The organism is Terasakiella sp. 4MB5A, from assembly GCF_050058155.1.
Lineage (GTDB): Bacteria > Pseudomonadota > Alphaproteobacteria > Rhodospirillales > Terasakiellaceae > Terasakiella > Terasakiella halodenitrificans.
Genome location: NZ_CP188815.1, coordinates 766,834 through 792,685 on the forward strand (window position 1 = coordinate 766,834; position 25,852 = coordinate 792,685).

General features: G+C 48.4%; 24 protein-coding genes. 11 read left to right on the forward strand and 13 right to left on the reverse strand.

The window, feature by feature from the left end:
- Positions 1-140 precede the first annotated feature (140 nt).
- From hrpB to ACI0FF_RS03740, 3 genes are all read right to left on the reverse strand, one after another.
- Positions 141-2,654 (reverse strand): ATP-dependent helicase HrpB, encoded by a 2,514-nt coding sequence (gene hrpB / locus ACI0FF_RS03730; RefSeq protein ID WP_419798795.1) that lies wholly within the window; start codon positions 2,652-2,654, stop codon positions 141-143.
- A complete protein-coding gene (locus ACI0FF_RS03735) occupies positions 2,651-3,418 on the reverse strand; it encodes a hypothetical protein (RefSeq protein WP_419798796.1) in 768 nt (255 codons plus the stop codon). The genes hrpB and ACI0FF_RS03735 overlap by 4 nt, the downstream gene beginning before the upstream one ends.
- Positions 3,419-3,493: 75 nt before the next feature.
- A complete protein-coding gene (locus ACI0FF_RS03740; protein WP_419798797.1) occupies positions 3,494-4,840 on the reverse strand; it encodes an RsmB/NOP family class I SAM-dependent RNA methyltransferase in 1,347 nt (448 codons plus the stop codon).
- Positions 4,841-5,019: 179 nt separating this feature from the next.
- Between ACI0FF_RS03740 and ACI0FF_RS03745 the strand changes: the two genes are divergently transcribed.
- Positions 5,020-6,303, forward strand: a complete 1,284-nt coding sequence (locus tag ACI0FF_RS03745; protein ID WP_419798798.1) for a DUF3422 family protein — start codon at positions 5,020-5,022, stop codon at positions 6,301-6,303.
- A gap of 62 nt (positions 6,304-6,365) precedes the next feature.
- On the opposite strand, the gene ACI0FF_RS03750 is transcribed toward ACI0FF_RS03745, so the two are convergent.
- From ACI0FF_RS03750 to ACI0FF_RS03765, 4 genes are all read right to left on the reverse strand, one after another.
- Positions 6,366-7,619: a diguanylate cyclase gene (locus ACI0FF_RS03750; protein WP_419798799.1), complete on the reverse strand. Its 1,254-nt coding sequence runs from the start codon at positions 7,617-7,619 to the stop codon at positions 6,366-6,368.
- Between the two features lie 63 nt (positions 7,620-7,682).
- Positions 7,683-8,723 carry a methylmalonyl Co-A mutase-associated GTPase MeaB gene (gene meaB, locus ACI0FF_RS03755; RefSeq protein ID WP_419798800.1) on the reverse strand — a complete coding sequence of 347 codons (1,041 nt, stop codon included), beginning with the start codon at positions 8,721-8,723 and terminating at the stop codon, positions 7,683-7,685.
- A gap of 95 nt (positions 8,724-8,818) precedes the next feature.
- Positions 8,819-11,011, reverse strand: a complete 2,193-nt coding sequence (gene scpA, locus ACI0FF_RS03760; RefSeq protein WP_419798801.1) for a methylmalonyl-CoA mutase — start codon at positions 11,009-11,011, stop codon at positions 8,819-8,821.
- 5 nt (positions 11,012-11,016) lie between these two features.
- Positions 11,017-12,987: a methylmalonyl-CoA mutase family protein gene (locus ACI0FF_RS03765; protein ID WP_419798802.1), complete on the reverse strand. Its 1,971-nt coding sequence runs from the start codon at positions 12,985-12,987 to the stop codon at positions 11,017-11,019.
- Between the two features lie 306 nt (positions 12,988-13,293).
- Between ACI0FF_RS03765 and ACI0FF_RS03770 the strand changes: the two genes are divergently transcribed.
- The 3 genes from ACI0FF_RS03770 to ACI0FF_RS03780 all read left to right on the forward strand — a co-directional run bounded on the left by ACI0FF_RS03770 (position 13,294) and on the right by ACI0FF_RS03780 (position 17,801).
- Positions 13,294-13,581, forward strand: coding sequence for an encapsulin-associated ferritin-like protein (locus tag ACI0FF_RS03770; protein ID WP_188664488.1), 288 nt, complete (start codon positions 13,294-13,296; stop codon positions 13,579-13,581).
- A gap of 126 nt (positions 13,582-13,707) precedes the next feature.
- On the forward strand, positions 13,708-16,383 hold the full coding sequence (acnA, locus tag ACI0FF_RS03775; protein WP_419798803.1) for an aconitate hydratase AcnA: 2,676 nt from the start codon (positions 13,708-13,710) through the stop codon (positions 16,381-16,383).
- Between the two features lie 23 nt (positions 16,384-16,406).
- On the forward strand, positions 16,407-17,801 hold the full coding sequence (locus ACI0FF_RS03780) for a class II fumarate hydratase (protein WP_419798804.1): 1,395 nt from the start codon (positions 16,407-16,409) through the stop codon (positions 17,799-17,801).
- 57 nt (positions 17,802-17,858) lie between these two features.
- Here the strand turns inward: ACI0FF_RS03780 and ACI0FF_RS03785 are convergent, their stop codons facing one another.
- From ACI0FF_RS03785 to ACI0FF_RS03795, 3 genes are all read right to left on the reverse strand, one after another.
- Positions 17,859-18,266, reverse strand: a complete 408-nt coding sequence (locus ACI0FF_RS03785) for a hypothetical protein (protein WP_417831274.1) — start codon at positions 18,264-18,266, stop codon at positions 17,859-17,861.
- A 134-nt stretch (positions 18,267-18,400) separates the two neighbouring features.
- Positions 18,401-19,018 (reverse strand): transglutaminase-like cysteine peptidase, encoded by a 618-nt coding sequence (locus tag ACI0FF_RS03790; protein ID WP_419798805.1) that lies wholly within the window; start codon positions 19,016-19,018, stop codon positions 18,401-18,403.
- A 150-nt stretch (positions 19,019-19,168) separates the two neighbouring features.
- On the reverse strand, positions 19,169-19,936 hold the full coding sequence (locus ACI0FF_RS03795; protein ID WP_419798806.1) for a PhoH family protein: 768 nt from the start codon (positions 19,934-19,936) through the stop codon (positions 19,169-19,171).
- Between the two features lie 399 nt (positions 19,937-20,335).
- On the opposite strand from ACI0FF_RS03795, the gene ACI0FF_RS03800 reads away from it, so the two are divergent.
- The 4 genes from ACI0FF_RS03800 (at position 20,336) to folD (ending at position 22,441) form a co-directional block, all read left to right on the forward strand.
- Positions 20,336-20,848 (forward strand): hypothetical protein, encoded by a 513-nt coding sequence (locus ACI0FF_RS03800; protein ID WP_419798807.1) that lies wholly within the window; start codon positions 20,336-20,338, stop codon positions 20,846-20,848.
- 90 nt (positions 20,849-20,938) lie between these two features.
- The gene (locus ACI0FF_RS03805) at positions 20,939-21,226 is read left to right on the forward strand and encodes a YggT family protein (RefSeq protein ID WP_419798808.1); all 288 of its coding nucleotides are present in this window, start codon (positions 20,939-20,941) and stop codon (positions 21,224-21,226) included.
- Complete coding sequence (locus tag ACI0FF_RS03810) at positions 21,226-21,552, forward strand: DUF167 domain-containing protein (RefSeq protein WP_419798809.1); 327 nt, start codon at positions 21,226-21,228, stop codon at positions 21,550-21,552. Before ACI0FF_RS03805 ends, ACI0FF_RS03810 begins: the two co-directional genes overlap by 1 nt.
- Positions 21,545-22,441: a bifunctional methylenetetrahydrofolate dehydrogenase/methenyltetrahydrofolate cyclohydrolase FolD gene (folD, locus tag ACI0FF_RS03815; RefSeq protein ID WP_419798810.1), complete on the forward strand. Its 897-nt coding sequence runs from the start codon at positions 21,545-21,547 to the stop codon at positions 22,439-22,441. Before ACI0FF_RS03810 ends, folD begins: the two co-directional genes overlap by 8 nt.
- 59 nt (positions 22,442-22,500) lie before the next feature.
- Here the strand turns inward: folD and ACI0FF_RS03820 are convergent, their stop codons facing one another.
- The gene (locus tag ACI0FF_RS03820) at positions 22,501-22,665 is read right to left on the reverse strand and encodes a YqaE/Pmp3 family membrane protein (RefSeq protein WP_417820212.1); all 165 of its coding nucleotides are present in this window, start codon (positions 22,663-22,665) and stop codon (positions 22,501-22,503) included.
- A 218-nt stretch (positions 22,666-22,883) separates the two neighbouring features.
- On the opposite strand from ACI0FF_RS03820, the gene ACI0FF_RS03825 reads away from it, so the two are divergent.
- Positions 22,884-23,393 (forward strand): EndoU domain-containing protein, encoded by a 510-nt coding sequence (locus ACI0FF_RS03825; protein WP_419798811.1) that lies wholly within the window; start codon positions 22,884-22,886, stop codon positions 23,391-23,393.
- A gap of 13 nt (positions 23,394-23,406) precedes the next feature.
- Complete coding sequence (locus ACI0FF_RS03830) at positions 23,407-23,700, forward strand: hypothetical protein (RefSeq protein ID WP_419798812.1); 294 nt, start codon at positions 23,407-23,409, stop codon at positions 23,698-23,700.
- On the opposite strand, the gene ACI0FF_RS03835 is transcribed toward ACI0FF_RS03830, so the two are convergent.
- On the reverse strand, positions 23,697-24,509 hold the full coding sequence (locus tag ACI0FF_RS03835) for an aminotransferase class IV (protein WP_419798813.1): 813 nt from the start codon (positions 24,507-24,509) through the stop codon (positions 23,697-23,699). The genes ACI0FF_RS03830 and ACI0FF_RS03835 overlap by 4 nt on opposite strands.
- Positions 24,506-25,081 carry an anthranilate synthase component II gene (locus ACI0FF_RS03840; RefSeq protein ID WP_419798814.1) on the reverse strand — a complete coding sequence of 192 codons (576 nt, stop codon included), beginning with the start codon at positions 25,079-25,081 and terminating at the stop codon, positions 24,506-24,508. The genes ACI0FF_RS03835 and ACI0FF_RS03840 overlap by 4 nt, the downstream gene beginning before the upstream one ends.
- 73 nt (positions 25,082-25,154) lie before the next feature.
- Between ACI0FF_RS03840 and ACI0FF_RS03845 the strand changes: the two genes are divergently transcribed.
- The gene (locus tag ACI0FF_RS03845) at positions 25,155-25,610 is read left to right on the forward strand and encodes an ankyrin repeat domain-containing protein (RefSeq protein ID WP_419798815.1); all 456 of its coding nucleotides are present in this window, start codon (positions 25,155-25,157) and stop codon (positions 25,608-25,610) included.
- Positions 25,611-25,852: the final 242 nt, after the last annotated feature.

Below are 25,852 nucleotides of genomic sequence, written 5' to 3' on the forward strand. Positions count from 1 at the left end.
ATTTCGATAAAAACATCCCCGTTCACCCATTCCTAAGTCACAGTTTTACATTACGTTTATCTGGTGGGGCAACAGGCAACTGTGGAAATATGTTTTTTTCACCAATACATACGTATAAGACCGTAGCTGAACGTGGCGGTTCATGCGAGTTTCCGTTTGGTTTTCCCGGTGGCTTGGGCTTCTATCGGATTATCGGGCCAAGGGTGCTTGGGATAGCGTCCTTTCATTTCTTTTTTTACCGAATCGTAAGCATTTTGCCAAAAACTTTCTAAATCCTCAGTAACTTGTAGGGGTCGTCCTGCGGGTGAAAGAAGGCGGATTTGCAAAGCAATTGTTGTATTGTCAATTTTGGGTGTGTGTGGTTCGCCGAACATTTCCTGTAGTTTCACTGAAAGAATCGGTTTTTTTGGATTGGTGTAATCCAGTCGAATCTGTGATCCACTGGGGACGCGGTAATGTGTCGGGGCACGTTTTGCAAGCTCCTGTTGATCTTGCCAGTCAAGGCGGGACAAGAGGGCTGCATGGAGATCGATTTTTTTTAATTGTTCAATGCGGCTGAACCCATTTAGATAGGGAAGCAGCCAGTCTTCGAGTGTGTCCAAAAGGTCTGTTTCACTCATATTCGGCCATTTATCATCACGCTGACGCAAAAATTCTATGCGTTGGCAAAGAGATTGGCTTTCGCTTGTCCAAGGAAGCACGTGTAAGCCAAGCTGGCGAATGCCGTAACACAGTCCGCGTGTCTGTTCTTCGGGGTCGATCTGGCGCAAGGGGGTGGATTTTAGGGTCAGGGCACCCAGTTTGCGGACACGGGCGGCACTTACGCTTTGGGTCCGTTTGTCCCAGCCTATTTCTGTTTTTTCTTGAATGAGATCCGGGAAATTATTTTCAATATCCTGGATATGAAGGGGGGCGGCGCTGAAAATACGTGCTTGCGCGTTGGCACCGTCCATATGGGCAACAACCAAATAGGTTTCAATGGATAACGCATCGTTATCCGGCAGGACGGCCCCCATACCCGCACTCAGGTGATAACTGTTGTGTCCATTGTTGCGCTGTTTGGCAATTCGATCAGGATATGCCAAGGCCAAAATCCGCCCGGTTTCCAGATAACTGGTTGGGAGGATATCCAATATTTTAAGGCGCTTTTTCAGGTTCTTCGCGGTTTGCCGTGTTCGATGAAGGGCACCTTTTGCGATGTTTTGTTTTGGACTTGATTGATTGTGCAGAACAGCAAGGCTGGTGCGCAGATCGCAATCGCGCGTCCCTTTTAAGAGGGGACCGTCTTGCAGGGTCGCGGCAATGTCACAGGCCAAAACAGCATCGTTTTTGTTTGTGTGAGATGACTTTAAAATCATATGGGCAAGACGAGGATGAAGGGACAAGGCCATCATCTCTTTGCCATGGGCGGTGATTTTGCCGTCTTTGTCTAGCCCACCCAATTGAATTAACAGGTTTTGTGCCTGTTCAAACGCATTTTTAGGCGGGTAATCCAGAAGTTTCAGGTCTTTGGGTGTTGAAACACCCCAAGCGCTTAACTCCAAGGCCAGTGGTGTCAGGTCGCTTTCAAGAATTTCAGGTGTATCGCGATCTGCCAAGGCATGTGTTTCGGCTTGCGGCCAGAGCTGATAACAGATGCCTTCTTGCATGCGTCCGGCCCTGCCTTTACGTTGGGTTGCTGCAGCCTTGGATACCCGCACGGTTTCAAGGCGTGACATGGACCGCGCATTGTCAAAACGGGCAACCCGCTTATAACCGCAATCAATAACGATGCGGATATCTTCAATGGTTAGGCTGGTTTCGGCAATGGTTGTGGCAAGGACGATTTTGCGCACACCCGTTGCGGCTGGTGCAATGGCTTTGTCCTGTTCTTGCGGGGGTAAAGCACCGTATAGCGGGGCAATCAGAATGTGCGGATCGTTTGCATAACGGTCATTTAACAGAGATTGTGTTTTACGAATTTCCCCTTCACCGGGCAGAAAAACCAGCAGGCTACCACTTTCTTCTTCAATGGCCTTGGAAATGGTGCGCACGGTATCGGTGACTAAGGAAAACTTATCCGGGCGTGGTAGGTTGCGCGTAATAACATCAAAGGCGCGGCCTTCGCTGGTGATGCGGGGGGCATCCCCTAAAAAAGAGGCCAGATTTCCTCCGTCAAGGGTTGCGGACATGACGAGAAGGCGAAGGTCATCGCGCAGGGCGTCTTGAGTTTCCATACAAAAAGCAAGACCGATATCGCCTTGCAGGTTACGTTCGTGAAATTCATCGAAAATAACCAAGCCCACGCCATTGAGTTCTGGGTCGGATTGAATTTGCCGAGTCAAAATTCCTTCGGTGACGACTTCTATACGGGTGTTGGGGCCGATGTTTTTATCTTGGCGAATACGATAGCCAACAGTTTGTCCGACTTTTTCCCCCAGCAAGTCAGCCATACGTTTGGCAGCCATGCGCGCTGCCAACCGACGAGGTTCGAGCATGATAATCTTTTTACCAGCTAACCAAGGCTCATTAAGTAGGGCAAGGGGAACCAACGTTGTTTTCCCTGCACCAGGCGGCGCTTCCAATAAAGCGCGTTGTTGGGATTGCAGGGCTTGTTTCAGAGGTGCAAACGTTTCTTGGACGGGGTATCCCAACTGCGTGATATCGTGTGTCATACCTCGTCTTCTATCGAAACCACATTGGCAAGAAAAGTGGAAAAATCTTTTCGTTGTTTTTTGCTGTAACGTTTTTCAAAGACGTCATGCTCGTCATCGGATAAGTTGGCGAACCTATCGAAGATGCACATCATTTGTTGTTTAAATTGGAATTCGCTAAATGGATAAGGGCCAACGCCTTGTCCCGGTGTGTCGGGGTCACTTTGCATAACCCGTTTATACCATTCCTTGCGCAGATCGAATTTTGTAAAAAAATCAGCCAAGGCAACAAAACTATCCCAGCGAATTTCCCAACATGCTTTGGTTTCATACAGGTTTGAATATTTAAATTTATCTCCACGATCGCGTGAGACCTGTTCCATCAGGCGCAGCGAACGTTCCATAAGGTTTTCATATTCGGCGCGTCCTAAAATGGCCTGAATAGCGTGGAAATAGTTAACCAGTTGACCACTTGACATAAGGGGAGGTTCTTTTTTGAACAGATGTTCAAACGGTTCTGAAATGATGCGCCCATAAACATTGATGCGCGGCGTATTTTGCAAGGATAAACGGACGTATTCCGAACAGCGTTCAAACTGAGTATCGCAATATTTTTTGCGCACATTTGGATCGTTTTGAATGGCGTGGGCGACAATATCCAGTGTATCGACACTGATGACACCGTTTTGCGCGCGTTCTTTGGCAAGCTGCAAAAACAGATCCACCGCCGCAGCATATGTTTGGCGGCAGGGGATATCTGACTTTTCAGTTTTGCTTGCAGTCATGCATGCCTCCTTATTCCACTCTATAACCTAGAGATTGAGGAGGCGTATGACAAGAAAAGAGAAGAACCTTCTGATTTATTCTCTTTCTAGGATGGCTGCAAAAAATCCATCACAACCGTTCAGGTAAGGGCTGAGGCGAAGGTAGTTTGGGTCTTTCGCCGGATAATCTGTTGTCATACGTTCTTGCCATACATCTTGTGCAGACAGGCGTTTAAAAGCCGTGTTGCTTGAGAGAAAACGTTCGATTTGATCTTCATTTTCTTCAGGCAGTAAAGAACAGGTTGCATAAATAAGGCGCCCCCCGCTTTTCACAAGGCGTGAAGCACTCTCAATAATTTCTTTTTGCAGTTGAACCAATTCGGTTAAATCTGTCTCATCTTTTGACCATTTTGAATCTGGATTGCGTCGCCAGGTTCCGGTCCCGCTGCAAGGCGCATCAATGAGAACGCGGTCAAACTTGCCCCGGCTTTTTTTCACCCATTTATCGAAAGTGCTTTCAAGCTGTCGGCGTTCGGCATTGACGACACCGGCGCGTTTTAAGCGCACTTTCGCACGATTGAGGCGTTTGCTATGGACATCACAAGCAACCAGATGCCCTGAATTTTCCATTTCAGCAGCCAGTGCTAAAGTTTTTCCACCCGCACCGGCGCAGAAATCAACAACTTGCATGCCTTTTTTTGCACCAACCATCAAAGCGACTAATTGGGACCCTTCGTCTTGCACTTCCAGCCAGCCTTGGCGGAAGGCTTCGGTTTCAGACAGGATCGGTCCACCGGGGTGGCTTTGGCGCAACCCGATTGGAGAAAGCGGTGTCGCTTCGACCTTGAAACCTTGAGAAGCAAGGCTTTCAGCTGTATCTGCCGGGCTTGCGAGTAATGTATTTACACGAAAATCTGATGTGGGTTTGTCGCCCAAGGCGCGCATTTCAGCAGCAAAATTTTCGCCAAAAACCCGCTTGAGGCCGTTTGCGGCCCAGTCTGGGCATTCGGCCAACATCGCTTCGTTCATGTCAGGGTGATTGATTTCTTTACCCAATAAACGTTTTAAGCTGGCGATTTCTTCTTTGCGCAACATGTCCATACGGTTATGGGCACCGTTACACAATTTTTCCAACTGGGGAATATCCGCATCGTCGTTTAAAATCATATCGGCGAGCAGCATGGAGCGCATGTTTATGTCCAGACGAACCTGTTTCAACCACCATAACAGACGACGATAATGCAGTAGGACGGAACGCACGCGTTGTTCCAGATCGCGACGATCACGCCGTTCTAATGCGTCTTGAAGGTGACGAAAACGGCTGGACAGAATGGCATCCAAAGGACGCGAGGTTTCTGCGAGTTCGGTTAAAATCTCGTATGCCAGATTAAGACGGGCGGCACGCCCGAGTCCATATGCCGACTTGGTTTGATTTTCGCTCATAACTTGAAACCTTTTGTCTGGGAAGATGGCGCTTCATATCATGTATTTTAAAAATTGCCACGTAAAACACGGCAAAACAGAAAAATCACAGTATTTGCACTTTATCACTTGTTTTCAATATGTGCATAGTGGTAATACCAATTCTCGAAATTGGAATACAGGGTAAGGGTTTAAGGTAAATGACTTATTTGGGACAGGAACATCCATTGCGCGACACACTGGATAAAGAAATTCGCGCACGGCCTTATATTGCACTGGATATGCCGGAACGTATCACACATCTGGCGGTTTTATCCGGCGAAGATGGCGGGGATGCGGAACGTGTTCATTTGTCTCGTCTGTGTGAAAAGTTTGATGTGGCAAAACCCTTGGATGAAGCAACCCATTTTATTTCAGAGATGGGCCCCTTTCGTTTGCGTTGGGAACGTCATACGGAATTTTCCACTTATACTTTTTTCCGAAATGAACCCTGTGAAGAACCATTTCGGCACCCGGTCATTGATTTTGTGCCCCAAGACTGGATCAGTGACATACCGGGCCAGGTCATGAATGCGGTGCATTTGGAACTGGAAACAAATGATGCACCTGAACGCAGCCCGATTGAAATGTCGCGTTATTTTGACGGTCATACCTATGTCGGGTGCGAAATGGCAGGTGGGGCTGCGCTGGTCTGGACGGACATGCGGGTACATGAAGACCGCTTTATGCGTATTCTGATGCGCAATATTTCTATGCCGGAACGCCAAGCTGGTCGTGTTGTTCAACGGGTGTTGGAAGTGGAAACGTATCGAATTATGGCTTTGCTTGGTTTTCCATTGGCACGTGAAGCCAGCCCTCGCATCCGGGCAATTGATGAAAACCTGGCGGTGATTGCTGCCAAGATGTCAGACCAGGTTCATCCGCAGAAAGATGGAGACTTGTTAGAAGAATTATCTGCTTTGGCGGCGGAGGTCGAAGCGATTTCCGCACGTAACAGTTATCGTTTTGGCGCGACCAAAGCCTATTATGCCATTGTGCAGCAGCGCCTGAAAGAATTGCGCGAAGGACGTTTGACAGGATTACCCACCTTATCTGAAACCATTGAGCGACGCATGGCCCCGGCAATGAAAACATGCGATCACACCAGTATGCGGCAACATTCCTTGTCACAACGCATCAGCCGGGTGGCGAGTTTGCTGCGCGCGCGCGTCGAAGTGGAACTGGAAAAACAAAATCAGGAAGTCCTGAAAACCATGAATAAACGCGCAGAACTTCAACTGCGTTTACAGGAAACCGTGGAAGGGCTCTCTGTCGTTGCGATCAGTTATTATCTGGTTGGTTTGCTGGGCTATGCTTTGAAAGGCGTTAAAGCTGGCGGTGTACCGATCAACCCGGACCTTGCCATTGGCATTGCCGTTCCTGTTGTGGCGATTTTGATTTGGTCAGGCTTACGCAAGGCTAAAAAAGTACTGCTGGGCGTGTGATATTTGGAAGAGCCCAATAATTTTACGCAACTACGGCCTAATTAACCTGCTCGGGATTTGCTTTATCCTGTGTGTATGATGGTGCGATTACGCCCCTCGTCTTTGGCACGGAACAAAGCTTTTCCAGCCGCAGCAATCATGGCATCAAAAGTTTCGTGGACGTGGTTGCATACACCGATACTGATGGTCAGCTTTAATGTTTGTTGACCTGCCTTGAAATCATGATTTTCGATTAGCTGGCGTAATCCGTCAAAGAAATCATGGACTTGATGTGCAGGTAGATTATTGGCAATGACGCAGAGTTCCTCCCCCCCTGTGCGTGCAAGCACGTCTGATCGCCGACAGCGCTCATTTAAAAGTTCCCCTAATTGAATGAGGATTTCATCACCCGCGCTATGCCCGTATTGATTATTAATTTTTGAAAAATGATCTATATCCAGCAGGGCCACACTCAGCGGCATATCTTCGCGTAGGGCGCGTGCGACGGAATTGCTGCCGATATCGTTCAGGAAACGTCGATTGTGCAGGCCGGTTAAGAAATCGTGGGTTGCAGCGGATTTCAGATCGTCCATATATTCAATCAGTTCAACATTTTGGCATACCCGGCAGAAAAATTCTTCACGCAAAAACGGCTTATTGAGGAAATCATTGGCGCCGTTTTTAATGAACTGGGCAGATAAAATATTACTGCCGGCAGTAGACAAGCCGATAATGCCGATTTTGTGCTTAGGGTATTTACGCCGAATTTCGCGGGTGAGCTCAAAACCGTCCATTTTTGGCATGTTATAGTCGGTAATAACCAGTCGAATGTCTGGGTGCGTTGCGAGCATTTCCAAGGCTTCAATGCCGTTTTCAGCCTCTTCTACCTTGAATTGGTAGCGTTTCATCAGGTCCATCACGTATTTGCGCGCAGTTGTGGAATCATCCACCACAAGAACCTTGATATTGGCATTAAAATAAAGGCGTGAAATTAAAGAAACCAGATAGTCCAGACTGGATGGATTTTGTTTCACGACATAATCGATCACATTTTTGGATAAAATTTGATCGCGGGTATCTTCACTGAATTGGGCGGAAAAAACAACGGACGGTATGCCGTAGCCAATCACCAGATCAACGATTTGACCATCTGGTGCGTCTGGTAAATTTAAGTCAAGAATGGCGAGAAAATAATCATCAAACCCATTTTTCAGAACAGCAACGGCTTCTGCATAACTGGTGCAGGAAACGACATCAATATCTAGATTGCGTCGAACATGCTTTTCGACAAGCGAGTTGAAGAATTTCATATCTTCAACAAGAAGCAGTTTTTTCATCTCGGCCTCAATTATCTATTTGAATATAAATGTAGGCTTTAAAACTACAGTTTACAATTGTCTTTATAGGGTATCGGTCAGTCCGAAAGCATTAAGGATGCGTTGCGCGCCGACGGTGGCGGTCAATTCGTCACGCGTGATGGCCTCGTGGACCGGGTCAATTAAATTGATCACATCAGGGTGGGATTTCAGCGCATCCATCAGGCGATCTTCCACCATTGCCCACATCCAGCGAAACTGCTGTTCGGTGCGTTTTGTTTTCAACTCACCCGTTTCGCCTAATTTGCTGCGATGGTCTTCCACCTTGGTCCACATTTCATCAAGGTTCATATTGGACAGGCCGGAAATACACACCACAGGCGGGGACCAGTTCGGGCTTTGTGGGCGCATGATATGCAGGGCGTTTTTATATTCGCGCGCTGCCATTTTGGCGCGCTTTTCGTTGGGGCCATCAGATTTGTTGACAGCGATCATATCTGCCAGTTCCAGCACACCTTTTTTGATGCCTTGCAGTTCATCCCCGGCACCGGGCAACATTAGTACAAGAAAGAAATCCACCATATCGGCAACAACGGTTTCACTTTGTCCCACACCGACGGTTTCCACCAAGACGACGTCGTAGCCTGCAGCTTCGCAGACGATCATGGTTTCGCGGGTCATTTTGGTGACACCGCCCAATGTGCAGGAACTCGGGCTTGGTCGGATAAAGGCGTTTTCTTGAATAGCCAAGTTATTCATGCGGGTCTTGTCACCGAGAATGGAGCCGCCGGAAACTGAACTGGTCGGGTCAACAGCGAGAACCGCGACCTTGTGACCGGCTTCGCATAAATTGCAGCCCAGGGCCTCAATCGTTGTGGATTTCCCGACACCGGGCACACCCGTAATTCCGACACGATGCGCCTTACCGCTATGAGGCAGCAGTTTTAACAAAACTTCCTGGGCGATTTTACGGTAGCGTGGGCTGGTGCTTTCCACCAAAGAGATCGTGCGGCCCAACATTGTCCGATCCCCGCTTAAAACGCCTTCGACATATTCATCTACAGACGGTTGTCTGCGCCGACGAACCGGGCCTTTTTTGACGGAATGATTGACAATGTCGTTCATGGGGAATCTCTTAATTACTTAATCTGTGCTTATAAAACACGTCATCCCGGACAAGCGCAAGCGCCGATCCGGGATGATGTTTGTTGGCTCAGGACTTAGTCCTCAATACCGACAACTTCGTTCAGCTTTTTCATCAAATCGATGGCGGCTTCGGAAATGACAGTACCCGGTGGGAAGATCGCTTCTGCGCCCCCTTCATACAAGGCGTCGAAGTCTTGTGGCGGAATAACGCCGCCGCAGACAATCAGGATATCGTCGCGTTCCAGTTTTGCCAGTTCTTCGCGCAGTTGCGGCACCAAGGTCAGGTGACCCGCAGCCAAGGAGGAAGCACCAACAATATCGACATCATTTTCAACCGCTTGACGTGCGGTTTCTTCCGGTGTCTGGAACAATGGTCCGATATCCACGTCGAAACCAAGATCGGCAAAGGCGGTTGCGATGACTTTTTGACCACGATCATGTCCATCCTGTCCCATTTTGGCAATCAGGATACGCGGGCGACGCCCTTCATGGTCTTCGAACTTTTTAACCAGTTTGGTTACGTCTTCGATCTTTTCGTTCATTTCACCCACTTCGTTTTTATAAACACCGGAAATGGCGCGAATGGTGGCCTGATGGCGACCATAGACTTTTTCCAATGCAAGCGAGATTTCACCAACGGTGGCTTTGGCGCGACCGGCCTTAATCGCCAGATCAAGCAGGTTGCCGTTTTCGGTTTTCGCGGCTTCTGTCAAGGCGTCAAGTGATGCTTGTGTATCGGCTTCGTTTCGTTCTGCGCGCAGGCGTTCCAATTTGGCAATTTGGGATTTGCGCACTTCGGAGTTTTCAACCTTGAGAACATCAATCGCATCTTCGTTTTCAAGTTGATATTTGTTCACACCGACAACGGTCTGACGGCCACCGTCAATGCGGGCCTGGGTCCGTGCTGCGGCTTCTTCGATACGCATTTTCGGAATGCCGGCTTCGATGGCTTTGGCCATGCCGCCTTGTTCTTCAACTTCCTGAATATGGGCCCATGCTTTTTCGGCCAGATCCTGTGTCAGTTTTTCAACGTAGTAGGAACCACCCCACGGGTCGATTACATCACAGGTACCTGTTTCCTGTTGCAGGAAAATCTGCGTGTTACGGGCAATGCGGGCGGAGAAATCCGTCGGCAGGGCCAAGGCTTCGTCCAGTGCGTTGGTATGCAGGGATTGCGTATGACCTTGGCTTGAGGCCATGGCTTCGATACAGGTACGGGTGACGTTGTTGAACACGTCCTGTGCCGTCAAAGACCAGCCCGATGTTTGGGAGTGCGTCCGCAGGGCCAGTGATTTCGGGTTTTTCGGATCAAACTGGTTTACCAGACGTGACCATAACATCCGACCTGCGCGCATTTTGGCAACTTCCATAAAGAAGTTCATGCCGATGGCCCAGAAGAAGGACAAACGCGGGGCGAAGGCATCGACATCCAGACCGGTTGCAATACCGGCGCGCAGATATTCCACGCCGTCTGCCAGTGTATAAGCCAATTCCAGATCAGCTGTCGCCCCCGCTTCCTGCATGTGATAGCCGGAAATGGAGATTGAGTTGAATTTTGGCATTTCTGTTGAGGTGAAGCCAAAGATATCAGAAATGATCTTCATGGACGGGGTCGGCGGGTAGATATAGGTGTTACGTACCATGAATTCTTTGAGAATATCGTTCTGAATGGTCCCAGATAGTTTATCCGGTGTAACGCCTTGTTCTTCCGCGGCCAGAACGTACAGGGCCAGAACAGGCAGAACCGCACCGTTCATGGTCATGGAAACAGACATTTGATCCAGCGGGATCCCGTCAAACAGGGTACGGGTATCGTAAATGCTGTCAATCGCCACACCTGCCATACCGACATCCCCGGCAACACGCGGGTGATCGGAATCGTAACCACGGTGCGTGGCAAGGTCAAAGGCAACAGACAGGCCTTTTTGACCAGCTGCAAGGTTGCGGCGGTAAAAAGCGTTGGATTCTTCGGCGGTGGAGAAACCCGCATATTGGCGGACCGTCCACGGGCGTGTGGTGTACATGGAATTGTACGGACCACGTTTGAACGGCGCAAACCCAGGAACACTGTCGAGACTGTCCAAACCGTTCAGGTCTTCGGCTGTATAAAGTGGTTTTACACCGATACCTTCAGGCGTGTTCCACGTCAGGTCGTCCAGTTTCTTTCCTGTCTGACCTTCGATACGGCCTTTCCAGTCGCTGGCTTGTTCTTTGTTCAGGCCGGAAGTGTCCAGCGCAACATTTGCAAAGTTAGGAATATTGCTCATCTGTTTTACACTCCCAATACAGTGTGGAGGTCCTGCAATGTGGCGAGCACATCGCTACCCATGCCGATGGCAGCATCGACACCGTCAAATTCACCGCGTCCGGCGAGGAATACTTTTTTCGCACCAGCGGCTTTTAAGGCTGTGGCAAAACGGGCGGCAAGTTCTTCATACTGATCATCACTGCCACAAAGAACAGCAACTTCGGCTTTACTGTCTTTAAAGGCAGCAATTGCATCATCAACGTTGGCAAAACCGTTATTGGTTACGACCTGAATGCCACCAGCTTCGAAGAAGTTTTTGGCGAATGTCGCGCGTGCTGTGTGTTTGGCAATTGCGCCCATATTCGCAGAGAAAATTTTCGGGAAGTCACCATTTGCATCTTTGTAGGCATCGGCAGCATCGCGCAGTTTTTCAAACCCTTCGGCGAGACGGTGCGCTGGTAGGGCCGTGATGGTTGTCGCGTTGCCTTGTGTGGCCAAGCTGGCGATGGTGACATCGGCTTTGTTGACCTTGGTGATCAAGTCGGCGTAATCAGGGGCGCTGCGTACAACCGCGTCTTCCATGATATTTGGATATTCAGAAACACCTGTGACCGCATCTTTACGCTTCGCGATATTTTTAAGGCGCGCTTGCCAGACATCGGCGATTTGGGATTGAATAGATCCATCAGCAAGGACCGCAGCCATACCGCCGCGATTTTCGATATCCTGGAACAATTCCCATGCTTTTTTAACATATTGTTCGCTCAAGTTTTCAATAAACCAGGACCCGCCAGCCGGATCGATGACTTTATTAAGCGAGCTTTCTTCCTGCAAAACAATCTGGGTGTTGCGGGCAATACGGCGGGCAAAGTTATCTGCGACACCGCAGTGATAATCAAACGGCAAGACGGTAATGGCATCTGCACCACCGATGGCCCCGGCAAAACAGGTCGCTGTTGTGCGCAACATATTGACCCAAGGATCGCGTTTGGACATGGCGCGTGCTGCGGTAGCCGCGTGCAATTCCATACCTTGTGCCTCAGCGGAACCCCCGGATGCTTTGACGACTTGTGCCCAGAGGAAGCGTGCTGCACGTAATTTGGCAATCCCGGTAAAGATATCGGCACCGTTGGCAAAGGAGAATGTGATTTGACGTGCAGCCTCATCCACACTTAGACCCGCATCGACCATTGCACGTAGGTAAGTCACACCAGTTGCCAAGGCGATTGCCAAATCCTGTGTTTCCGTCGCACCTGCACCGTAGTAGGCGGAGGTATCGACTTTAACAGATGTGACCTTGGGGTAATTTGCCGCTGTGTCTTTGGCGAGGTTCGCCATGTCGGCAAGGGCGTCTTCAACAGATGTCGGCAAGGTACCCGTCGCCGCCAATGTACCAAGGGGATCCAGGTTGAAGGCCCCCATTGCTTTATCATTGGCGATGTTTTTATCAGCCCATAAAGCTTTCAGCAAAGAAGCTGCGGCCCCACCTTGTGCACCGGCTTCCAGTGAAACAGTCGCGAGATCAAGAAGAACGCCGTCCAAAACATCAGCGAGGTCTTCTTTGGAATAGATCATAATCCCGCCACGGCCAGCAAGGTCGGGGGCATCGGCGCCGTTTTTACCGGCACGTGCGGCTTCGTCAAACTGCAAAATAATCGAGGTGACACCGCGTTCCAGATCTTCAAGAATTTGATCATTGGCAACAGATTTGTCTGCATGGGCGTGAATTTGGCGAATATCCCATCCATCCACGCTGCGACCCACGGCTGAATTGCCGCGTGTGAACGGGGCGCTACCGGGGAAACCGGACGGATTGCCGTCTGCGTTCCAATCTGCTTTTGTATAAAGAGGCTGGATGTCGATACCGTCGTAGGTTTTGACAACCATCTTTTTTTCAAAAGGGGCACCTTTGAGAACTTTCTCCAAAGACTCTTTCCAGGCTTCTACAGAAGTTGCCGGAAATTCAGCCGCCAAGGCTAAACGTTCTTCGCTCATGTTAATCCTTTGCGAGACACATCGATAAATAAATACGCATTACAATACCGTTTTACCAAATTAAAACCGTAATGGCTATAGGGTAATCTGTCAAAACAGGCGTTTTTTCGCTCTCGGGTTATAAAGGCTTGTCGAAAGTTTCGCAAGACAGGAATGCTATTGAAATATTGTTGCTAGTAAAGTTGACCTTTAAGCGGCTGTTATATGAACGCTCAGGAGAAATTTATCCCCTTGCAATCACTTCCGAAAAATATAACTCTAATTTTGTAAGGCATTTTTTAGTTATATTTTTACGGAGAAGAACCCATGTCTAATGAAGGTTATCACGAACCGGTTGAAGAATTGACGGACGAGACGCGCGATTACCATCGTGCGGTTGTTTCCTTGATGGAAGAACTGGAAGCTGTCGATTGGTACAACCAACGCATTGATGCCTGTAAGGATGAGGATCTGAAAAATATTCTGATCCATAACCGCGACGAAGAAAAAGAACATGCGGCGATGGTGCTGGAATGGATCCGTCGCAAGGATAAGGTGATGGACAAGGAACTGCGCGATTACTTGTTCACCGATAAAGAAATCGCTCATAAATAGAATCGAATATGGATGCAGGGGATATGGCGTGGCCCGCCATGTGTCCTGCATACTCATGGGGTTAGAGGGAGAAGAGGCCAAAGCGAGATCGAATTAGAATAGAGACCCGCAAAAGAGAGGTGGCACATGCCCCAATATGGTCAGGATACATTAAACACCAAACGTACATTGACGCTTGGTGAGACAGAATACAGTTATTTCAGCTTGAAAGCACTGGCGCAAAAAAGTGGCGCGGATATTACCCGCTTGCCTTTTAGTTTAAAGGTTTTGCTGGAAAACCTGTTGCGCTGGGAAAATGGTAAGGATGTTCATGTTTCTGATATTGACCAGCTTGAAAAATGGCTGGATCAGGCATCTTCGGACTGTGAAATCGCCTTTCGACCCGCGCGTGTTTTGATGCAGGATTTTACCGGTGTTCCTGCGGTTGTTGATTTGGCCGCCATGCGCGATGCAGCGGCAGAACGTGGCGATAATCCGGCGGCGATTAACCCGATCTGTCCGGTTGATCTGGTGATTGACCATTCCATTATGGTGGATGATTACGGTCATGCCCAATCGTTGAAAATCAATGAAACACTTGAATTTAAAAGAAACCGCGAACGTTACGAATTTTTACGTTGGGGGCAGCAGGCGTTTGAAAACTTTCGGGTGGTGCCGCCGGGAACTGGCATTTGCCATCAGGTAAATCTGGAATACCTCGCCCAAGTCGTTATGACACAAGATCAAGGCGAATTACTGGCCTTTCCCGATACATTGGTCGGGACCGATTCTCATACCACCATGATCAATGCGCTGGGTGTTTTAGGCTGGGGTGTTGGCGGGATTGAAGCCGAAGCCGCCATGCTCGGTCAGCCCGTTTCAATGGTTTTACCCGATGTGGTTGGTTTTAAGCTGAGCGGACGATTGCGCGAGGGAACAACGGCAACCGATCTGGTATTGCGTGTGGTGCAAATGCTGCGTGAACGCGGTGTTGTCGGTAAATTTGTTGAATTTTATGGTCCAGCACTGGATCATCTTCCCTTACCTGATCGTGCGACCATTGCCAATATGGCACCGGAATATGGTGCGACCTGCGGCTTTTTCCCCATTGACGGGGAAACAATCCGTTATTTGAACTTTACATCGCGCCAACCCGATCAGGTGAAATTGGTTGAAGCTTATGCCAAAGAACAAGGTCTGTGGCGAGAAAACGCCGGGCCTGACCCAATTTATAGCGATACGCTGGAATTGGATTTGGCAACTGTGGAACCGAGTCTTGCCGGACCAAAACGTCCACAAGACCGGATTGAACTTTCCGGTGTTGCGGCTTCTTTTGATCAAACGCTGCAGGAACTTGCCAGTCAGGACAAGCCACGCAGCGTAAAGGTACAGGGACAGTCTTACAGCCTGCATGACGGTGATGTTGTGATTGCGGCGATTACATCCTGTACCAATACATCTAATCCCAGCGTGATGTTGGGGGCGGGGCTTGTGGCGCAAAAAGCCTTGGCAAAAGGATTAAAAGTCAAGCCGTGGGTTAAAACATCACTGGCACCGGGTTCACAAGTTGTCACTGATTACCTGAAGGCTGCAGGTTTGCAAGCACCGTTGGACGAGTTGGGTTTCACACTGGCGGGATATGGCTGTACAACCTGTATCGGAAATTCCGGTCCGTTGGCAGCACCTATTGCCAACGCGGTGGAAGAAGGCGATCTTGTTGTAGCCTCGGTTCTGAGTGGGAATCGTAATTTTGAAGGTCGGATCAACCAGCATGTCAAAGCCAACTATTTGGCTTCACCTCCCTTGGTCGTGGCTTATGCGCTGGCTGGGACAACGCGTCTTGATCTGGTGAATGATCCGATTGGGGAAGACCAACAGGGGAATCCCGTCTATCTGAAAGATATCTGGCCGAGAAACCGGGAATGTGACGATCTCATTCGTGATATTTTAACACCGGAAATGTTCCGCTCACGCTATAGCGATGTGTTTACAGGCCCCCAAAGCTGGCAGGATATCGCGGTCAGCAAGACCAAAACCTATCACTGGAAAAGTGAGTCGACTTATGTGCGTAATCCGCCGTTCTTTGAAGCCGGGCAATCGGTTGAAATTGACAATATTGAACAGGCGCGCGCTTTGCTGATACTGGGGGATTCTGTCACCACGGATCATATTTCCCCGGCAGGTTCGATTGCCAAGGACAGTGCCGCCGGGCAGTATTTAATAGAACAGGGTGTGAAGCCAGCGGACTTCAATTCCTACGGATCACGTCGCGGCAACCACGAAGTTATGATGCGCGGCACATTTGCCAATATCCGTATCCGCAACAAGGTCGCACCGGGCACCGAAGGCGGTTGGTCCAAACACCAGCCTGATGGCACGGTTATGAGTGTTTTTGACACAGCCATGAAATACCAGCAGGAAAAGACCCCGCTGATTGTTCTGGCCGGTCGTGAATATGGCACCGGATCGTCACGCGACTGGGCGGCCAAGGGCACGCGGTTGTTGGGGGTGAAGGCGGTTATTGCGCAAAGTTACGAACGTATTCATCGCTCCAACCTTGTCGGGATGGGGGTTCTGCCCTTGCAGTTTATTAGTGAAACAGCCTTGGCAGATATGAATCCGGATGGTACCGAATTGTTCGATATCCGAGGGCTGGACAGCCAGTTGGTCCCGTCACAGGATCTTGAACTGGTTGTGACACGCGGGGATGGCAGTACAAAAACGTATGGTCTGCGTTCGCGTATCGATACAAAGGAAGAAGCGGCCTATCTGCTTAAAGGCGGTATTCTGGAATATGTTCTGCAAAATCTAAGCAAGAAATAATCCGAAAGGATGGGGAGGTACGAATGAGTGGCAAAACCGAGATGCGGGTTGAGCGCGATTCCATTGGGGAAATTGAAGTCCCTGCGCAACGATATTGGGGGGCACAGACACAACGTTGTCTCAGCAATTTCGATATTGGATGGGAGGGACTGCCGCCTGTGCTTATTCGTGCCTTTGCCTTTCAAAAAATGGCGGCGGCACAAGCCAATATGAATGTGGATGTATTGGATGAACGCCGAGGCGACGCGATTTGTCAGGCGGCATGGGATGTCTTGGATGGAAAATTGTCCGAAGAATTTCCCATTCGGATTTGGCAAACCGGATCCGGGACACAAACCAATATGAATGTGAATGAGGTTCTGGCCTCGCGCGCAAACGAGATTTTATCGGGTAAACGGGGAACCGATGGCGAGGTTCACCCCAATGATCATGTAAACCGCAGCCAATCTTCCAACGATAGTTTTCCAACTGTGATGCATATCGCGATTGCCTTGCAGACACATGACCTTTTGTGGCCGTCACTGGATCAACTGCATAAGGCCTTACTGGAAAAGGCGGATGAATTTGACGGAATTATGAAGGTGGGACGCACACATTTGCAAGATGCGGTTCCAATATCCTTAGGGACTGTTTTTGCGGTTTTTGCCCAACAGGTTGCAACAGGCAAAAAACGCTTAGAGGAAGCATGGGGACGTTTAATGATTGTTCCGCAAGGTGGAACGGCTGTGGGTAATGGGGCAAATTGCCCCCCCGGTTTTGTCGATTGTTTTATCGAACATATCCGTAAGCTCAGCGGGTTTGAATTTTGTGAAAATCCACTACCGATGGAAGGTTTGGCAACCCATGATGCGTTGGTCGAGTTTTCGGGACAGTTGAACGCGCTGGCAGTCTCGCTTAATAAAATCGCCAACGATATCCGTTTGCTGGGTTCTGGTCCCCGATGTGGCATTGGGGAGTTGTTGCTTCCTGCCAATGAGCCGGGCTCGTCCATCATGCCGGGCAAAGTTAATCCGACACAGGCCGAAGCCCTGAGCCAGATATGTGCGCAAGTTATGGGCAACCATGTGTCGGTGACTGTGGGCGGTGCGCATGGGCATTTTGAACTGAATACTTACAAGCCCTTGATCGTCTATAATATCCTGCAATCTGTCCAGTTATTGGCAGACGGGATGCGGTGTTTTACCTCCCATTGTGTGGAGGGAATAAAGGCAGATAAAGACCGTATTCAACAACATCTTGATCAAACCTTGATGGTGGTGACGGCATTGGCCCCGACAATTGGCTACGAACGGGCGGCAGAGGTTGCAAAAAAAGCCCATCATGAAAAGACCAGTATCAAGCAAGCCGCCCTAGATTTACAGGTTGTCAGTGAAGAAGATTACGATCGCCTGACATCCTTGGAAAATTGGTTGAAATAGAAAAAGGCAGGACTACGAAAATGTAGAACGGCCTTTTTTCAGTCGTAAAATACGGGATTATTTTACCAGATGATATTTGTTATCTGAATCATCGAGAAAATAATTTGGTTTGGCTGTATTGCTGATGAGTGGACGATCATCCATTTGACCAGCTGCCGTTTCAACTTGGCTGGGGTCAAATTCAGTGACGACCAGCTCGTAACCGTTTTCAGTAAGTTCTGCACCTTCTTGATAAGAATTCAATTGAATGGTGCGGGTGATGCGGGCACTGCCAGTTTTATAACTGGTGTCATAATCGACATGAACAGTGCGTTCATAAGCTGCGGGTCCGCTGTCTGTATTGTAAAAACCCGGTTTCCAAGTTTGAGAATATTCAGTGATAGTTCCGGCTTGCGCAGCCCCTGCGATAAGGGCGACACCGAAGGCAAAAGAAGTGGCAAGAACGGACTGGCGAAGGTTTAACATTTTATGTTCTCCTGATTTCAATAACGTGTTGTTTGTCTTGGAAATCAAAATAGGAAGATGTCTGATCACTTGCAAATCAGACTTATGTGAGAAAATACTCACATAAAATCACGAGAATGTGACAGAGAAAAAAATCATAAAATGGGTCGCCATAATCCATGTTTATTGACAGCATAAACAAGATGGTATTTTTTTGCGTATTCTTGATCCTGAATAGGGTGATCGACGGTGTTATCCAAAATAAGGAAAGAGCCGTCTGTCCGATCAATACCTAGGCAGGCATGGGCTTGAGTACTGTTTTTTTGCATGACGCCCAGCAGGAACATATTTTCGCTTGGAAACCCTAATTGTGCGAGCAGGTTGTATTTTGCCAGCGCATAATCTTCGCAATCCCCGCCGTTTTGGACAAAGTCTGCGGGTTCCGTCCAGATATCTGAACGCCCATAACGGGTCTGATCACTGACATACGGCGTTTGATTGATGTCCGTGTTGATCTGCATGATCTGAAGCGAGGTGGGTAGTTGGCTATAATGGCGAAGATTGAAGGTGTCTGGCGCTGTTTTTGAGGAAAGTCGATCAAGATAGGTAGCTTTTTCTTTTCCCCAGCGGTGGTTTCTGTCCAGATAAAGTTGACGCCCGAAAAACGTTCGGCTTGTTTCCCTCTCTTTTGCTAAGCTCGGCCCCATACAGGTGAGCAAACTTCCCGTGCAAACAAGTGAGGATAAGATTGTGCGGCGTGAAAACTCTTTCATGGGCACCTTTGTTTTATAAGAACCTTATCCTTTATACAGAAAACACGTGTCTGAAGCAACTTGACCCTAAGTTTAGACTCTTTTGAATATAAAATGCCCCGTCTTGATTTTCAAAACGGGGCATTCAGACTGTTGGAAAGGAAGGATAAATTAAACGACGGTCAAGATGCTGGCGACCAATGGGTGACGTACGATGTCACGGTCTTTCAGGCGGATTGTTGCAACATCTTCGAGTTGTTCCAGCTTATCGGCAATGTCTTTCAGGCCGGAAATACCGGGCAACAGGTCGCTTTGGTCCGGGTCGCCGGTCAAAACCATTGTGGAATTCCAGCCCAATCGGGTAATGAGCATTTTAATCTGGCCGTAAGTGCAGTTTTGCGCCTCATCAATGACGACAAAGGCGTTATTTAGCGTACGCCCGCGCATATAACCGACAGGGGCAAGTTCAATTGTGCCGTTGCTCATCATTGCTTTCAGCCGCTTACTGCCAAGGCGGTCTGTGAGCGCATCGTAAAGGGGGCGCAGGTAAGGCGCGAGTTTTTCTTCCATATCACCGGGCAGATATCCGATGCTTTCACCAGCTTCAACAGCCGGGCGGGACAGGATGATACGTTCGATTTTTCCCGCATCCAGGGCTTCAACAGCCTTTGCAACGGCAAGATAGGTTTTGCCGGTACCTGCCGGACCAAGGGCGACAACCATGTGACGTTCATCAATGGCCTGCATCAGTTGGGCTTGATTGTCGCTTCTTGGGCGAACATTTTTAACGTATTTTTGATCCCTCGGAGAATCGGGCTGATGGGAATTGAGTGGATCCCATGCTTTTTTTGTCATTTCCTGCTCTCTTTGATGGTCATCGAAAAATAAAGCTCTGACATCGGCATCGACTTTGGCGGATTTGCGTACGCGTTTACCCATGTGTCTCTCCTAACAGCTTGGATAATGCCCATAAAAAAACCTCACACAAGGCGTGCAAGGCGAAAGGCATTTTTGACGTGGAATGTCCAGAATGGAAAGAGTGTCAGTCGGACCCGGCGACGACGCAGCCTCCAGAAAATCTGGCGGTGCCGTCTTGCGATCGGTTGATATTGACAACCTGAGAAGCTGCATATGCATCTCCTTGAATCCGTCTGCAATAGAGAGATTCTAACGTGCGACTCGGCAAATTCCTAATGGTTTTTTGGCGTGTCAAAAAATTATAATAAAAAGAATCACTTATTCTTTCGTATAGGTCAATTGTTCGGGGGGAAACACTTCCCATTGTGGGGGGATTGGATTAAATATGATGTTGTCGGGTTAATCTGGAAGGACCATGGAATGAAGAAAATATTGGCTGGTTTGGCAACCGTTCTTGGCTTGGTGGCCTGTGGCGAGGATGCGCCTTATGGATCCATAGAAAAATTTTCTGCGCGCGACAGTATGGAACCGTACTTTTTTACGGCCACCTCGCGTGGCCCGCTTTTGGTGGATATACATGGTTCCTACCCCGGTTTTGAAGGGATAGATGCCGTCAATGCGATCACCAAGGGGATGGAACGCGGCATGCAAACACGTCCCTTTAAAGCAACAACCCGCATGGAAGAAGCCGATTCACCTGCCTATCGTGTGATTTGGGTTATCGCCCCGCCCAAAAATTATAATGCCAACCGGATATGTAAAGGCGATATCCCGCAAAGTGAGCCCGGCGATAAGGCAACGTTTGCAATCGTCTTTTGTGTGGATGATGAAGTCTATCGCAATATGTCAGGCTGGATGCATAAGGATTTTGATGCATCCTCGGAACATTTTGCGAAATTTGTCGGTGTGGTGACACGCGATTTGTTTAAATAGATCGTACAGAGATAAAAACGCAGACTTGCGAATATGGGCGGCTCGGTATAGGGTTTGCCCAAATGTAATAGGATGTTTAAAGGGATCTTGATGGACGTCGTACTCGTACCCCTGCTTGATGTGATTTTGGCAATTTTGAATATATACGAAATGATTGTGGTTGTGACGGTTGTAATGAGCTGGTTGTTCCATTTCAATGTCATCAACTACAGCAATCAGTTTGTTCGGATCGTCTGGGATATCTGTTCCAAGTTGACGGAACCGCTGTTGTCGCGTATTCGTCAGTTCTTGCCGGATATGGGTGGAATTGATCTTTCACCAATCGTTTTGTTGTTGGTTGTCTTTTTCCTGCAAGGCGTTGTTCGGCAATTGCATTAATGGTCGGCGTTTTCTTTAACGAAGTCACCGACGGCCTTCTGTTGCGCTTGAAATTGACACCGAAGGCGAAGAAAACGGCGATTAATGCTATTATGGAAGAGGCGGACGGAACGGTTGTCCTGAAGCTATCTGTAACCGCAGCGCCGGAAAAAGGGAAAGCCAATGCCGCTTTGATCAAATTTTTGAGCAAGGAATGGAAATTGGCGAAATCGGATATGGAACTCACCGCCGGAGAACTGTCCCGGCACAAAACGTTGTTGTTGAAAGGCGAGCCAAGCGTCTTGAAACAACGCCTTATAGATTGGATAAAGCAGAACAATGTCTGACGCAAAAATCATTGATGGTAAAGCCTTTGCACAAAATGTGCGCAAACGTGTCGCCAAACAGGTGGAAGAGCTGAAACACTACGAAAACCTGACACCCGGTCTGGCGGTTGTTTTGGTGGGCGAAGACCCTGCAAGTCAGGTCTATGTACGCAACAAGGTGAAGCAAACCGAAGAATGTGGCATGAAGTCGCTGGAATATCGCCGTGATCCTGATATTTCCGAACAGGAACTTCTGACCTTGGTGCAAAGCCTGAACGAAAACCCCGAAGTGCACGGTATTTTGGTTCAGTTGCCCCTGCCCAAACATATCAGCGAAGAAAAAGTGATTGAAGCCATCGCCCCGGAAAAAGATGTGGATGGTTTCCATGTGATCAATACAGGGTTGCTCGCAACCGGGTCCAAGGATGCGATGGTTCCTTGTACGCCGCTGGGCTGTCTGATGATGCTGAAAGATTATTTCGGCGGCTCACTGTCCGGGAAACGCGCTGTTGTTGTCGGGCGTTCCAATATTGTCGGCAAACCAATGGGTGCCTTGTTGTTGAATGAAAGCTGTACGGTAACGACCGTTCATTCACGCACGGTTGATATTGAAGAAGAATGCCGCCGCGCCGACATCTTGGTTGCCGCTGTAGGGCGTGCGAAAATGATCAAGGCAGATTGGATTAAATCCGGTGCTGCAGTGATTGATGTGGGGATTAACCGTATTGAAACCGCGGAAGGCAAAACCAAACTGGTTGGCGATGTGGACTTTGACGACGTTGTCCAAGTTGCCGGTGCCATTACACCGGTTCCGGGCGGGGTTGGGCCCATGACTATTGCATGTCTGCTGGCCAATACAGTCACGGCGGCATGTCGCCAAAACAAGATTGACGAGCCCAAAGTCGATTAAGCTTATATGAATGCAAAAAAAAGCGGCTGACCTGATTTCAGGGAGCCGCTTTTTTTATGTTAACCTTTGTTTTTAACTACTAGCCACAAGGCATGGATCATGCCGGGGAAGAAGAAACACAGGGTTAAAATAAGGTTCAGCCAAAAATGCAAGCCAATGCCAACGGTCAGGAAGGCTGCCAGCGGTGGGATGAAAATAGCGATGATAATGCGAAGAATGTCCATGTAACGGCCTTTGTGTTCTTATCTTTTTCGATAAAGGGAATGTTGCAGGCAGAATCGATTTTTGCAAGATGCTTCTGCTTAGATTTATAAATTTTGTTTTTTACCTTTTATGAAATACAATTTATACAAGAAAATGTTTAATTATTAAAATAAAAGATTGTTTATTTGTATTTTTCTCCATACCCTTTTCTTTCATCTTATTCGTATCGGAGGAAATTATGAAAAGAAACCTGATCGGCCTTGTCGCGTGTTTATTGGTTGTTGTTGGTTTTTCTGCGGCATTTGCAGACAGTTGTAACGTTGTTAATCATAGCGTTTGGAGTACGACCGCACCGAAATTGAATCTGACCCATGTTTTTGAAGGCGAGATTAATAAAAAAGGTAAAGCGGTTGGGTTTCATTCCCGTTTCGGCGGTAAGGATCCGTCAGGGGCCCGCGTTGTAAAAGTGATAGCCGGCCCCAATGCAAAGGGGCTTTATACGGCAGATATTGAAGTCTGCAATGGTCATAGTTGGAAAGGGAAGTTTAGTTCTTTCTTCCCAGATGTGATGGACCAGCAGCAGGTGACGGATTTGATTTTAAAAGCGCATAAGGCTGCGGGCAATCCGGTAACCGGAAAATGGGGGGCGACAGTGGACGGCATCACTGTAAACGGGTATATGTGTCCAGATAATTCCAAAACCTGTCCGAAAGGCGCGATTAACACAGCCTATCCGGTCTATAACTAAATCAAGGTGGCGTATGAAACTTTATCGTGACGAACAAAATATCCCGCGCGTTGAGGCGGAGCCGGAATTTGCCGTTTTGGCAGAATTTTTGGAAGATGATATTCAAAGCGATAAAGTTTCCGCCATTGAACTGCTGAATTTTCTGGAAAAGAAAAAAGGCGAACGGGTTGGCAATGCGTTTTGTGCCACATTTGATGATCAGAATGTAACGATTGAATGCTTGTTTGATGACAGTAAAGTACAATCTTATTCCCGTAATATTTTCTTTCAGGCGGTAGAAGCCTGGATTGTTTTTATCAACAATTAAAGATTTGCACGGAGTTTTTCTGTCCAAATCTGATCGGGGATTTGCAATCCGTCGATTTGGTGAACGGGACGAATGCCAACGAGTGAGTTGGTCAAAAAAGCCTCGTTACAGGTTTGAATGATTCCGACACCCATTGATATTTCATGTGTGTGTAACCCGATTTTTTGCGCGGTTTGCAACACATGGGCCCGCATGACACCGGGCAGGCAACCGTCATTAATGCGCGGTGTGTAAAGCGCATTATTTTTGATAAAGAAAATATTGCTGATGGTGCCCTCGGCAATATGCCCTTGTGTATTTAAAAGCAAGGCTTCGTCCGCACCTTTTGCGACGGCTTCGCGCAGGGCAAAGATATTATCAAGGTAATTGAGGCTTTTGATCCGGCTGGTGGGATTGAATTCGTTGCGCCGGATGGTGACTAAGGCCAATTTTGCACTGGGGAAATGGTCCGGTACGTCACTGGCACTGAGTAAGACCTGTGGTGCTATTTCCAAAGGGGGGAGTAGTCCGCGCGGGCCACTGCCCCGGCTGATGGTCAGGCGCAAGGCGGCCCGTTTGTCTTTGAGTTGGCAGGCTGTTAAAACATCATCAATTGCCTTGCGGATCTCATCTGTATTGTAAGGAAACGGGATATCCATCATATGCGCGCTTTCATGTAAGCGCGCCATATGGGCGTCAAAATGGGCGACTTGCCCCTGTTGGGCCAGCATAGTTTCAAAAAAACCGTCGCCGAGGGTGAAACCCCGGTCCGTTGCTTTGATCGCGATGCCGTCCAGTGGCCATAATTCGCCGTTAAACCAGGCAATCATGTCATAATCCCCGCAAGTTTAAGAAAGTTTTTCAACAGGTCGTGGCCTTGTTCCGTCAGGATGGATTCCGGGTGAAACTGTACCCCCCATATCGGGCGTGTTTTGTGGGAAATGGCCATGATTTCCCCATCTTCGCTGGTCGCATCAATAATCAAATCACTTTGTTTTGGAATATCGATGCTGAGGGAATGATAACGCCCAACGACCAGAGGATTGGCGAGACCATCAAACAGGCCCGTGTTGTTATGGGTAATCCGGCTGGGTTTGCCGTGAACAGGTTTTCCAGCGCGTTGTACGTGTGCCCCACAGGCTTGAGCAATGACCTGATGGCCTAGACAGACGCCTAACATAGGAATGTTTTTTTGATAGGAATTGACGAGGTTCAAGGAAATGCCAGCCTCATTCGGGCCACATGGTCCCGGTGAAAGAACGATGGCTTGCGGGTCCAGTTCTGCAATTTCGTCCAGCGAGATTTCGTCATTGCGTACAACGCGGGTATCTTCGTGAAGCTCGCGAAAATAGCGCGATAGGTTATAGACGAAAGAATCGTAATTATCGATCAGCAGGAGCATCGGTTTCTTTCATTCGGATAAGACGCTATAAAGGCGTTGTATATCATTTTTTAAAAAGGCAGTGGATACGAAAATGCTTAAGCGCGTCTCAATTTTTTTAGTCTTTATAATCGGTCTGACAATTGTAATGGCAAATATTTATAAAGATGCCGGATTACATGTTGCGGCGCATTTCGGTCAATATGATCAAGTAATGGAACTGTTGAAAGATCCGAACATCAATGTGGATGAACGCGATAAATTTGGTGGAACGGTTTTAAATGCCGCCATTTGGCAGGACGATATCCGTATTATCAAAGCCTTGGTTGAGTATGGGTTTGATATCAATGCGCGTGGTACCGAGACTGGCTTCACCCCATTGCATGATGCCGTTAAAGCCGAAAATAAAGAGGCGCTGATTTATCTGTTGGAAACGGGTGCGAACCCACACATTAAAGATAATCAGAATATGGATGCGATGGAATTTGCCCGTGAAGAAGAGGCAACCAAATATATAGCCATTCTGGAACCTTATTATAACGCGAACTAATGAAACGCAAATCCGTCGTTGCGATCTAAAAAGATTGCTCGGGATTTGCTCTCGTTTTCCGCCGCGCCCCTTTGGGGCGTGTTTAAAGCGCCACCCTTGGTAAATGAAGGGCCGGCGCTTTTTTTGTGTGCAAAAAAACGTTTAAAAACAAACATAAACCAAAGTTATAGAACGCCCAAATATGGATTGGGTTGATTGTGCAATGTAGGAAATGGGGGCACGTTAAGGCCACCGAAACACAT